Source organism: Trichothermofontia sp. (assembly GCF_053493415.1).
Genome location: NZ_JBRCAD010000149.1, coordinates 1 through 10,458, shown reverse-complemented (window position 1 = coordinate 10,458; position 10,458 = coordinate 1). Strand labels below are relative to the sequence as shown.

Here is a 10,458-nt window from a genome sequence, read left to right as displayed (position 1 = left end):
ACAAGTTTCGCTATTTGCAACTAGAACTCAGCCGTCGCTGTTCGCTCGTCCATTGGAGCTACGATTTGCTTCCAGAAACGCTTGTATGACTCTCGCACCCTCAAGTGTAAAGTTTTATATCTGGATTCAACACTTCTGGTAGGAAACTTGTTTGGCTTCCTCGGTGACTTCACCATACTTGCGTCCGATAAATCGCTTGACCGAGTAGAAAGTATTGTCAGGGTTCATCACTGCCTGCCGTCGGGCAATTTGTCCAACGAGTTTTTCACCCGTTTTGGTGAATGCGACAACCGATGGCGTGGTTCGGCTGCCCTCAGCATTAGCAATGACAACGGGCTGTCCTGCTTCCATTACGGCCACGCAGGAGTTTGTCGTTCCTAAATCGATGCCAACGACTTTTGCCATTGTTTGTTTCCTCCAGATTCCAAATATTCTAAAACGGTTATGGCACGATCAACAGCACGCTCAATGGAGCCAAAAGAGCCTAATCACAGCTTTTGAGGCTGACTAAAGCTGTGATTACAAGCTGAACAGATTTCGTAAGGTAGCTAGAATTTAGTGTTCTGTAGCTGCAATTTGATCTGCAATTCTCCTTCAGCAAGTTTTCTCTAAGCAATAGTTCCTGTAGATTGACGCCTAAAGAACCGCTCTATAAAAAGAGTATAGAATTGGAGGCAGACGAAAAGGGATCGGTTTTCCGGATAGCGAAGGTTCCTGTTCCCGATCCCCTTGATGCAAAGGCAATTAAAAATTACCCAAGATGGCTGCTGTAGCTTGAGATTAACTGAGATTCACTTTCACAACCTTGTTCTTTTCCTCTTCAGCCTTGGGCAACGTCAGCTTCAAAATGCCATCCTTATACTCGGCTTGTACATGGGTGTTTTGTACTCGCACAGGCAATGGGATTACCCGCTGGAACTTGCCATAGCGAAATTCCGTGCGAGTCATGCCTTTTTCTTCGGTTTTCGTTTCCGATTTCCGTTCACCCGTAATCGAAACAGAGTCTGCCGATACTTGGACATCCAGATCTTTCGCATCCATGCCTGGGACTTCTAACTTGAGATGAATCGCATCGGCAGTTTCCTCCATTTCGGCTGGGGGAACAAAGGCTATGCCATTGCCCGTTTCACGGACGCTGGGTATTAGCTCGTCAAACAGACGATTCATCTGCCGTTGCAAGGTATCAATTTCCCGAAACGGTTCCCAACGAACGAGTGCCATAGAAATTTACCTCCATGTGTACAGGTAATGGTGTTGTCTATGCAATCGAAATGAACTGTCTCTAGAAAGTTGACTGGTTTCTTAGTGATCTGGCTTCGTAGTCGTCTGACTTCGTAGTATGGACTTTAGTGTAGCCACGACTAAGGTCGTTACTACAGGCTATTTCAGTCCATCATTTTCAGTCCATCATCATTGAAGTCGCTACTACAAAATATTGTAGCGGATGTTTGAAAAATCATCACCTGCCAAATCTAGGCCCAGTCCCTCACCCTGATGCGGAGCATCGCTCAGTACATCAACTGTAGTTTAGACGAGTAAACGGGCACTACGAACGGGGCGATCGTCCCAGCGACGTGCCAAGGGTAAGGATCATCGCCACACCAACCAGATATAAGTCAGGAGCAGGGTCATCAGCGTTAGTGGTAGCCCGAACCGCAAATGTTGCCACACAGACAGACGACAGCCGGCTGCGGTTGCTGCTTCGACGGTAATTAAATTGGCCACGGCACCAAACAGGGTGAGATTGCCAGCCAAGGTAGAACCCGCCGCCAGTAGCAGCCAGCTTTGGGTCGCTTCCGGCGGGATTCCGCCCTGCAATAGCAGCACCGCTGGCACATTGGAAATCAAATTTGAGACGATCGCCGTTACCGCCAGCAGTCCTGCCGGATGGGCAATCCACGGGGTCACCCTGGCCAACAGATGCAGTTCTTGCACGCAGCGGGTGAGGATAAACAGTCCGGAAAACATGACCAGTAAGGACCAGTCCACCTGTTGCAATACACGCTGGGGTTTAATGCGGCGGGTGACTAGGAGCGCGGCGGCAGCTAAAAAAGCCGACTCTGCCAGCGGTAAGCCAACCGCAAAAGCCGTCAGTAGGCAACCCGTAACGATCAGGGTTTTGATCAACACGGGCCGATAGCTGCGCAAACGAGGTAGCGAGGGTGGCGCACAGGGCTGGAGCGATCGCACCTCTGGATAGAGCAACCACAGCAACCCGATCTGTAGCCCTAGGCCAAGGATGGCTACCGGAGCCAAGGCCAAGACAAACTCACGGTAGCCAATGCCCGAAAATGAACCCACCAGAATGTTTTGCGGATTGCCGCTGAGGGTTGCCACAGAACCGATATTAGTTGCTCCGGCGATCGCCAGCAGGTAGGGGACAGGGTTTAGCTTCAGCGATCGGGTCAACTGCACCGTCAGGGGCGTGCTGACCAGCGCTAAGGTGTCATTTAGGAAAAACGCTGACAGTACCCCCGTCCCAACGGTTAACAGTCCTAGTAATCCCAACGGACTCTGGGTAAACCGCAGCAGGTACAGCAATGCCAAATTGAAAAAGCCCGCATAGGATAGATACGCATTCACTACCATCATGCTCAGTAAAAACACAATGGTCTGGGCATCAATGGCCTGCCAAGCCTGATCCAGCGTCAGGGTACCCAAGCCAATTAACACTGCCGCACTCACCAGAGCAATGGTGGCGCGATTCATTTGCCACCCAGGGAGAGAGCCTATCCCAAAGGCTAGGTAGCTCACGCCTAAAACGACCGCTTGTACCCAACTTGGCGTGTGTATCATGGTCTATTTCATAGTTAATTTAAGAGTGCGAGGCAGGGGTATCCTTGAGCAATCGCTGGGGTACCCACCATAAATAGACCATCATTCCCATCAATTCAACCAATGGCTGTACCACCACAATGGTAACCACCACCGACCATGACTCTGGCAAAGCCAAGGCAAAAGGCAGCACCACAAAGGAGTTCCGGGTCCCTAGGCTAAAGGCTAGGGTACGGTTGCTGGGGGTATCCAGACGGGCTATTTGCCCTAGCCAACGAGCCAGATAGCCATTGAGTCCCAAAAAGGCGACAAACATCAGGATGACGTTGACCAAGGGGAGGAGCGGCTGAGCGATCAGGGCATTCACCTGTGAGGCCGCAATCAGCAGCAGAACTAAACCTAGCAGCGGAATAGGCAACCAAGAGGTTAGTTTTAGCCAACGGCTCCCAATCGGATGGGATTCAGCCGATTTTTCCGTGATCAGGGCGGCTCCCAGCGGTAGCAAAATCAGCGTGACTAGGGCATCGACAAAGGCAGAGGGGTCGATTTCAGCGGTCAGTTGCCTAGCGGTGAATACCCCTAGGTATAGCGGCAGCAGCAGGCTTTGCAGCAGGAGCAAAATTGGAGTGGCGGCGATCGCCAGTGGCAAATTGCCCCCACCCAAATAGGTAAAGGTTAAAAACCAATCGGTGCAGGGCACGAGCAGCACCAAATACACCCCAAATTGCAGCTTGGGGTCGTTCAGCAGCAGGGTTGCCAAAATCCATACCACTAGCGGCACCATGACGAAATTGCCAACGATCAGCGCCATCATGAACCGGCGATAGCGAAAGGCTTGGCGCAGGTGGATGAGGGGCACTTGGCAAAAGGTGGTGTAAAGGAGTAGACCTAGCGCGATCGGGATCAATGGCTCTAGGGCCGCCGCGTCAGCGTGCTGCCATCCCCACCACGCTCCCAACCCTAGGCTCATGAAGTAAAACCAGATTTGGCTACGTTCCAGCGTTAGTTTTGTCATGCGGTCGAGTGCTGGTGCTGCTCCTGCCATTGAGTCGCATAATCGCGAACATTTTTCAGACAACAACTCCCTTGCGGGTTATTGACCTCACAGCCACAGCGGCCCGCTTTCATGTGGGGCTTAATCTGTTCAGTCACCGAGCAGGGTTCGTCGAGACCTTGAATCCGGCGGCGAGTCCAGCCAAAACAGTAGCAAACCGGGACATCCTCACCGGGATCTTTTTGAAACACCGGTACCTTCAGATCGCCTGGGGTGAATACGTCTCCCGCTGCTGAAAAGTAGACAACAGGACAATGGGCACTACTACAAAATTGATAGTCTGCCTGAGAATTGAGGCGTTCCAGCGCTTGGGGTACGAGGAGGCTCTTCAAGGTCAGTACTTTGACTGGTTTTCCTTGGCTGCGATCGTGGGGACAATTCATTAACGTTTCTCCTGAGCAATTTCATCAATTTCTAACTTTGGCTGGCGGCAACAGCGGCGATAGCGGCGATAGCGCCAGTACGAATACAGCGTTAACCCAATCAATGCGCCTAGGGCAGGCAGTAGAACGTAGTCCAGATAACCAATCCAGGCTCCTAGACCAATTGCTCCCAAAATCAAAACCAAGAATGGCGTAAAGCAGCACAGGGCAACAACGATAGTTCCCGTCAGGCTGGCAATGAATGCAGACTTAGCGTTCATAAGGTTTAGCGTGGTTTCGTTTGGTTAGAATACTGTCCGTGAACACTGACTAGGTAGGGCACGAGATAGGTGAGCAATCCAGAGTACCATCGGGCTTGCGTCATTTGTCCTTGCCAGAGCGCCATGCCGTGATTAATAGCAAACAAAATTGAACCGACAATCAGCGCAACTCTGAGGGCAGTTTTAGCGTAATCGGGGTAAATCAAAGCTTGCCAAAACCCCTTGGGTTTAGAAGAATGCCCCATACACCATCCCCGAAATGGTTGCCATCACCACCACCAGCGATACAAAGACAACCGTTTTCTTCGTGCCCATAATGCTGCGAATGACCAGCATATTTGGCAACGACAAAGCTGGGCCTGCTAGCAATAGGGCTAGGGCTGGCCCCTGCCCCATGCCACTGCCAATTAAACCTTGCAGAATCGGCACTTCCGTTAGCGTAGCAAAGTACATAAATGCACCCGCAAATGCCGCCACAAAGTTTGATAACAACGAGTTACCCCCGACTGCCCGTGTCACCCATTCGGAAGGGATTAAGGCTTCATGTCCCGGACGACCGAGCAACGCGCCTGCCACAATCACCCCCAGCAGCAACAGGGGCAGAATTTGTTTAGCAAAATCCCAAGAAGACTCGAACCACTCTCCGGCTTCATCCTTATTCGTGCTAGTGAGCCAAGATAACCCGATCACACCCGCCGCAAAGGCAACCATCGGCTGATCAGGAAACTGGAATGCCAGAACTGCGGTAACGGCACTGATCAAAATCACCTTGCCTGTGTTCAGTTCAAACCAAGCAATCAGAATCGCCGCTAGGGCGATCGCCAACACGCCCGTAATCCACCACTTCACCGCATAGATGGCTGCCCAGGTGCCCACCATTGCCGCGGGTTTTGCCCAGTTGGCAAAGACCAAAATGCCCACCATTACGGCAAAAAAGAGGGCATTTTGCCACAGGGGACGGGTGACCTCCGGTTCAGGTAAGCCTGCCTGTGCTTCGATTTTTTCCAGTTCTTCTTTGCGGAAAATAAACGCCATCAGCAACCCAATGATCACACTGAAAGCGATCGCACCTACGGCTCTAGCAATCCCTAGTTGCAAGCCTAGAATTCGCGCCGTCATGATAATTGCCAGCACGTTAATGGCAGGGCCGGAATAGAGAAAAGTCGTCGCAGGTCCTAACCCTGCCCCCATGCGATAGATGCCAGCAAATAAGGGTAGAACAGTGCAAGAACAAACTGCAAGAATTGTTCCGGAGACGGAAGCCACACCATAGGCCAAAACCTTATTCGCCTTGGCTCCTAGGTATTTCATCACCGCATCCTGGGAAACGAACACGGCGATCGCGCCTGCAATAAAGAAAGCAGGAATCAGACACAGTAGAACGTGCTCTTGCGCATACCAGCGGACTAGATACAGTGATTCAAAAAAGGCATTTCTCAGCCGTTCGGAATTTTGAATCAGTTCTACTGGCAAGTAAAAGCACAGGAGGAACCCCACCACAATCCACAGTAGCGGTTTCCATTCCGATTTCCAAAAATGCATAAACGATCCTCCTACCCGAACGATCGGGGAGACATAGGGCCAACGGCGATCAACCGTCGATCCGTTGTCGATCCGTTATCGACTGATCCGTTATTGACTGGCAAGCGTTAAGCAGGTAAAAGCGGCTCAATCTCTTTCGGCTCTAGCACTTTGCCCTGGCTCAGCACTTTGCCATCAACGACCAATGCGGGCGTTTTCATGACACCGCGTTTGACAATTTCCATCGTGTCGGTAATGTGGGCAACCTCAGCATCCAAATTGCGATTGGCGATCGCCTCCTTCGTATTTGCCTCTAGTTGCTGACATTTTTTGCAACCTGTCCCCAAAATTTCAACTTTGATCGGGTTCATAACAACCTTCCTTGCAAAAGTTTATTTGAGATTGCAATGGCTTCACACTTTTTATGAACTTACAAGTGGCTTATCTAAGACCACACATTCCTTATCAGAAACCTTTAGATTTTTCTGACAATATTGAACGAGTGACATTAACTCGTCGTGGAGTGCTTGCAACTGGCGGATATTTTCTTCAACCTCCTGTACCCTTTTAAGGAGACGCTCATAGAGCGCTTGGCAGGTGAGCGATCGAGCATCCTTTAATACTAAGATGTCCTTAATTTCATCTAAAGTAAGCCCCAAGGATTTAGCTCGCACAATAAAAGCTAACCGCTCTATATCTTGCTGACTAAATAGTCGATAGCCTGCAACCGTACGCTCAGGAGGTGGGATCAATCCAATCCGTTCGTAAAAGTAAAGCGTTTGTGGATTAAGACCCAACCGACGCGAGACTTCCCCCACTTGAAACATAGATATGGCTCCATTGCAATCTAGTAATCTAATACTAAACCTTATACCTTAGTATAAGGTCAAGATTGGCAAGTAAAGTTTGTTGTAGGGGTTGGGCATCTAACCCTGCGTTGGTGCGGACGGAACAATGGAAGTCCTGTAGCTCCAAAGCAGAACCTTGCCCCATGCCATTGCCAATCAGTCCTGGTTGCCCAACCTACACTTTACGGATGACTGCCTAACCACCCGTGGCTACAGAACCAGCCAGCCTTAAGTGTCTGCATTTAGATCAGCATTTAGGATAGAACATAGAGAAACGATCCTAGGTGCTCCCATAACGATGTCTGTAACGTCTTTACCCTCCCCTGGTGCAAGTGATCCGCCCCCTGTCCATACCCTCCCAGCCATGCAGTATGCTCCCGCAACCCTGGAACGGGCAGTCCGGGCGGTGGTGTGTTCACCCTTCCCTCTCACCCTGTTCACCACGCTACTGGACCAAAGTGTTCCCCTTCTGGCGATCGCGGGCGATCGGGGTGTGCAAGCAGGCTATAGCCGCCAACCCTTGTCCGAATGGGCCACCGACCAGGAATTACTTTGGCTGATCCAGGTAGGCGTGCTACGGCGAGAAGTGGACGGCCAGGGACTCACCGATAGTTTTCGCTTGACCCCATTAGGGTATCAGCTTGTAAGCCAGTGGCAAGCTACCGCGCCCCACTTGCCCCAGCCAACCTGGCGCGATCGTCTGCAAAATGCGATCGCCCGCTGGTTCCGGTTTCCCCTTTAGCGAGTCACGATCCTATGAAAGCGATCATGATTGTTGGGACCACCTCCCATGCTGGCAAATCTCTGCTAACGGCTGCCCTCTGCCGGATGCTCTTCCGCCAAGGTTGGCGCGTGACTCCCTTTAAGGGCCAAAATATGTCCCTCAATGCATATGCCGTACTGCGCGGGGGCGAAATGAGCTACGCCCAAGCCGTACAAGCCTGGGCCGCCGATGTGGAACCACGGGTAGAGATGAATCCGGTCCTGCTTAAACCCCAGGGGGATATGACCTCCCAGGTCATTCTGCGGGGCAAAGTCGCCGGTCGCGTCAGCGCAGCAGACTATTACGAACAATTTTTCGATGCGGGCTGGCAGGCGATTACCGAGTCGCTAGAAAAGTTAAAGCAAGAGTACGAGTTAATCATTTGCGAGGGAGCCGGTAGTCCCGCCGAAATTAACCTGAAACACCGCGATTTAACGAATATGCGGGTTGCCAAATACCTCAATGCGCCCACACTTTTAGTGGTAGATATCGATCGCGGTGGGGCCTTCGCCCATGTGATTGGCACCCTGGAGTTACTGGAGTCGGAAGAACGCGCTTTGGTGAAGGGCATTGTGATTAATAAATTCCGAGGGCAACGAACGCTATTACAGTCCGGGATTGACTGGCTGGAAAATCGGACTGGCATTCCGGTGATTGGTGTCATTCCTTGGATTGAACATATTTTCCCCGCCGAAGATTCCCTCGATTTACTGGAACACCAACCCCAGTCCCGTCGCAAACCAGAGGTGAAAATTAGTGTCGTCCGCTTTCCCCGCATTTCTAACTTCACCGATTTTGACCCCCTCGTGGCAGAACCAACGGTAGCCGTCGAATATTTGGACCTCAAGGATCGACTGGGGCATCCCGATGCGGTCATTTTGCCCGGTTCCAAAACAACGATCGGGGATCTGGAAGCGCTGCGTAAGTCTGGCATGGATCAGGCTATTCAAGCCTATGCCGCCGCCGGTGGGACCGTACTGGGGATCTGTGGCGGTTTCCAAATGTTAGGCCAACACATTATTGATACCGAGGCCAACGAAGGCTGGTCCGGCACCTTCCCTGGCCTAGGGCTACTCCCCATTCGTACCTTAATTACGGAGCAAAAAATTGCCCGCCGCCGCATGACAAACTCCACCTTTCCCCAGGCAGGGTTACCCATCACAGGGTATGAAATCCATCAAGGTCGCAGTCAGATTATCGAACCCGATCCACCCTCACCCACCCCTACCTATTACCCCCTATTTGAAGACACGAGTCTGGGCATTGTTGATGCGAATCAAGGCGTATGGGGTACCTATTTACATGGATTGTTTGACAACGGTCCCTGGCGACGCACCTGGCTGAACCACCTCCGACGGCAACGCGGTCTAGGGACCTTGCCAACGGGTATTGCCAACTATCAGGAACAACGCAATGCGATGTTTGATGCCCTCGCGGATACGGTGGCCATGCACCTTGATCTAACCCCGATTTTAGAAGCCACACATTAGCCGTTAGTGCGTGAATAGCCCCGCCGACCAAGCACCTACTTGGCCAGCCCATCCTGCCGGGTTGGCTCAGTTCTTGTATAGCGGTAGTCACGCTCATTAGGACCTTTCAAAGGCTGTGATCAACAAGGGGCTTAAGCCCCTTGTCCTACCCTGAATGACAATGGCGATAATGCTTGGAGACCCAGATTGAACCCTAAATTAGCCTAGCGAGTCGCCAGGGTCAGTGCTGGGGTCTCCTTGGCACTGGGCGATCGCCTGAAGTTGAATTTAGAGGTATGGCCCTGATTCAACCCGAATTTAACCTATAAAGCTGTACACTTTCTTGTTCATTCGGATCATTACGCGCAACCAGGGCGATCGCGGCTTCCGTATTACTTAAATTGACTGGTTGATGCGGCACCCCTTCAGGAATAAAGATAAAGTCACCTTCCTGGTTCACGATCGACTTAGACAGATTTTCGCCATAAAAGGTTTCGACTTGACCCTTCAATAGGTAAATAGCCGTTTCAAAGCCATCATGAAAATGAGGCTCTGCCTTAGCCGCTGGTGGAATTATGACAATATTCATAGATAGGCCCGTGGCACCCGCCGTTTTTCCCGAAATACCCACATAATTCGGTAATTTTTGCACTGTATCAACCGTTACTAACGGTCTGACGGTGACAATTTCCTGATCAACATTCATCGGAACTCCCCCGGAATTGTGAGTGCATACAGCTTAAGCTCGAAGCGGGACCCTAGCCGCGATGCCCCGGTCCCCCCGATGGGGAGGGGACGCGTTCCGGCGCTAGGCGGGTACGATCGGGCCGTAGATGTTGGGCTTGGCGCAGGTAGGGATGGTAAACCGGGCGATCAGGATCGGGCAGGGTGGCGTGGATCAAGACGCGAATACACCGGCTCAGACTGCCCTCCACATGCATTTGTTGCACATCCAGCAGGGCCACGTCTTCCCATAGGGGAGAACGTTCACGGGCGATCGCAGCGGGGAAGATCGCGTTAAGATCCCGGGTTACGGAAAACGTCACGCTGATATATTGGGTGGGGCTGATTTGATTGCGTGCCTCCACCTCATCGAGTAATTCCGTCACTGCCTCGCGAATTGCTGCCACCGTATTTTCGGTTACGGTTGTCGCCCCCCGAATTGCCCGCACACTCCACTGCACGCCCAGGTCCTCCCTGCCTATCACTAAATTAGAATTTAAGACTCTGATCTGAATATGCGCTGAATAATCTGACTTTCACACCGGTACGATCGCACCTGCCATATCTTAGTAGGTTCGCTGTGGATTCGCCGTGGGTTCACTGACACTCAGAGGCTGAATGCCTAATCAAGACCGTGACACCTTGCCCTGCCCTGCCCACCC

General features: G+C 51.7%; 13 protein-coding genes and 1 pseudogene. 2 read left to right on the top strand and 12 right to left on the bottom strand.

Features of this window, described 5'->3' with window-relative positions; translation table 11 throughout:
- Positions 1-135: 135 nt before the first annotated feature.
- From ACWIUF_RS12815 to ACWIUF_RS12770, 10 genes and pseudogenes are all read right to left on the bottom strand, one after another.
- Positions 136-405 (bottom strand): annotated as a pseudogene (locus ACWIUF_RS12815) (Hsp70 family protein); the annotation flags it as partial.
- A 375-nt stretch (positions 406-780) separates the two neighbouring features.
- Positions 781-1,221: an Hsp20/alpha crystallin family protein gene (locus ACWIUF_RS12810; RefSeq protein WP_448572804.1), complete on the bottom strand. Its 441-nt coding sequence runs from the start codon at positions 1,219-1,221 to the stop codon at positions 781-783.
- A 369-nt stretch (positions 1,222-1,590) separates the two neighbouring features.
- Entirely contained in the window at positions 1,591-2,796 is a 1,206-nt protein-coding gene (locus tag ACWIUF_RS12805) for an anion transporter (protein ID WP_448572803.1), read from the bottom strand.
- A 19-nt stretch (positions 2,797-2,815) separates the two neighbouring features.
- Positions 2,816-3,790 carry a hypothetical protein gene (locus ACWIUF_RS12800; protein ID WP_448572802.1) on the bottom strand — a complete coding sequence of 325 codons (975 nt, stop codon included), beginning with the start codon at positions 3,788-3,790 and terminating at the stop codon, positions 2,816-2,818.
- Positions 3,787-4,212 (bottom strand): putative iron-sulfur cluster-binding metallochaperone, encoded by a 426-nt coding sequence (locus ACWIUF_RS12795; RefSeq protein WP_448572800.1) that lies wholly within the window; start codon positions 4,210-4,212, stop codon positions 3,787-3,789. The genes ACWIUF_RS12800 and ACWIUF_RS12795 overlap by 4 nt, the downstream gene beginning before the upstream one ends.
- On the bottom strand, positions 4,212-4,472 hold the full coding sequence (gene merF / locus ACWIUF_RS12790; RefSeq protein WP_448572799.1) for a mercury resistance system transport protein MerF: 261 nt from the start codon (positions 4,470-4,472) through the stop codon (positions 4,212-4,214). The genes ACWIUF_RS12795 and merF overlap by 1 nt, the downstream gene beginning before the upstream one ends.
- A 5-nt stretch (positions 4,473-4,477) precedes the next feature.
- Entirely contained in the window at positions 4,478-4,717 is a 240-nt protein-coding gene (gene nrtS, locus ACWIUF_RS12785; protein WP_448572798.1) for a nitrate/nitrite transporter NrtS, read from the bottom strand.
- Positions 4,701-6,014 carry a permease gene (locus ACWIUF_RS12780; protein WP_448572797.1) on the bottom strand — a complete coding sequence of 438 codons (1,314 nt, stop codon included), beginning with the start codon at positions 6,012-6,014 and terminating at the stop codon, positions 4,701-4,703. Before ACWIUF_RS12780 ends, nrtS begins: the two co-directional genes overlap by 17 nt.
- A gap of 107 nt (positions 6,015-6,121) precedes the next feature.
- Positions 6,122-6,364, bottom strand: coding sequence for a thioredoxin family protein (locus ACWIUF_RS12775; RefSeq protein ID WP_448572796.1), 243 nt, complete (start codon positions 6,362-6,364; stop codon positions 6,122-6,124).
- Between the two features lie 51 nt (positions 6,365-6,415).
- Complete coding sequence (locus ACWIUF_RS12770) at positions 6,416-6,820, bottom strand: heavy metal-responsive transcriptional regulator (protein ID WP_448572795.1); 405 nt, start codon at positions 6,818-6,820, stop codon at positions 6,416-6,418.
- Between the two features lie 319 nt (positions 6,821-7,139).
- Between ACWIUF_RS12770 and ACWIUF_RS12765 the strand changes: the two genes are divergently transcribed.
- Together ACWIUF_RS12765 and cobQ are read left to right on the top strand one after the other, a co-directional pair.
- Positions 7,140-7,583 carry an Npun_F0494 family protein gene (locus tag ACWIUF_RS12765; RefSeq protein ID WP_448572794.1) on the top strand — a complete coding sequence of 148 codons (444 nt, stop codon included), beginning with the start codon at positions 7,140-7,142 and terminating at the stop codon, positions 7,581-7,583.
- A gap of 14 nt (positions 7,584-7,597) precedes the next feature.
- A complete protein-coding gene (cobQ, locus tag ACWIUF_RS12760; RefSeq protein ID WP_448572793.1) occupies positions 7,598-9,094 on the top strand; it encodes a cobyric acid synthase CobQ in 1,497 nt (498 codons plus the stop codon).
- A 286-nt stretch (positions 9,095-9,380) separates the two neighbouring features.
- On the opposite strand, the gene ACWIUF_RS12755 is transcribed toward cobQ, so the two are convergent.
- Positions 9,381-9,779, bottom strand: coding sequence for a cupin domain-containing protein (locus ACWIUF_RS12755; RefSeq protein WP_448572791.1), 399 nt, complete (start codon positions 9,777-9,779; stop codon positions 9,381-9,383).
- 52 nt (positions 9,780-9,831) lie between these two features.
- Positions 9,832-10,257 (bottom strand): chorismate mutase, encoded by a 426-nt coding sequence (gene aroH, locus ACWIUF_RS12750; RefSeq protein WP_448572790.1) that lies wholly within the window; start codon positions 10,255-10,257, stop codon positions 9,832-9,834.
- Positions 10,258-10,458: the final 201 nt, after the last annotated feature.

Excerpts from the sequence above, each read along its gene's own strand:
- ACWIUF_RS12805 (WP_448572803.1), bottom strand. The coding sequence starts at position 2,796 with ATGATACACACGCCAAGTTGGGTACAAGCGGTCGTTTTAGGCGTGAGC.
- nrtS (WP_448572798.1), bottom strand. The coding sequence starts at position 4,717 with ATGGGGCATTCTTCTAAACCCAAGGGGTTTTGGCAAGCTTTGATTTAC.
- merF (WP_448572799.1), bottom strand. The coding sequence starts at position 4,472 with ATGAACGCTAAGTCTGCATTCATTGCCAGCCTGACGGGAACTATCGTT.
- cobQ (WP_448572793.1), top strand. The coding sequence starts at position 7,598 with ATGAAAGCGATCATGATTGTTGGGACCACCTCCCATGCTGGCAAATCT.
- ACWIUF_RS12780 (WP_448572797.1), bottom strand. The coding sequence starts at position 6,014 with ATGCATTTTTGGAAATCGGAATGGAAACCGCTACTGTGGATTGTGGTG.
- ACWIUF_RS12810 (WP_448572804.1), bottom strand. The coding sequence starts at position 1,221 with ATGGCACTCGTTCGTTGGGAACCGTTTCGGGAAATTGATACCTTGCAA.
- ACWIUF_RS12770 (WP_448572795.1), bottom strand. The coding sequence starts at position 6,820 with ATGTTTCAAGTGGGGGAAGTCTCGCGTCGGTTGGGTCTTAATCCACAA.
- ACWIUF_RS12755 (WP_448572791.1), bottom strand. The coding sequence starts at position 9,779 with ATGAATGTTGATCAGGAAATTGTCACCGTCAGACCGTTAGTAACGGTT.
- ACWIUF_RS12775 (WP_448572796.1), bottom strand. The coding sequence starts at position 6,364 with ATGAACCCGATCAAAGTTGAAATTTTGGGGACAGGTTGCAAAAAATGT.
- ACWIUF_RS12800 (WP_448572802.1), bottom strand. The coding sequence starts at position 3,790 with ATGACAAAACTAACGCTGGAACGTAGCCAAATCTGGTTTTACTTCATG.
- ACWIUF_RS12765 (WP_448572794.1), top strand. The coding sequence starts at position 7,140 with ATGTCTGTAACGTCTTTACCCTCCCCTGGTGCAAGTGATCCGCCCCCT.
- ACWIUF_RS12795 (WP_448572800.1), bottom strand. The coding sequence starts at position 4,212 with ATGAATTGTCCCCACGATCGCAGCCAAGGAAAACCAGTCAAAGTACTG.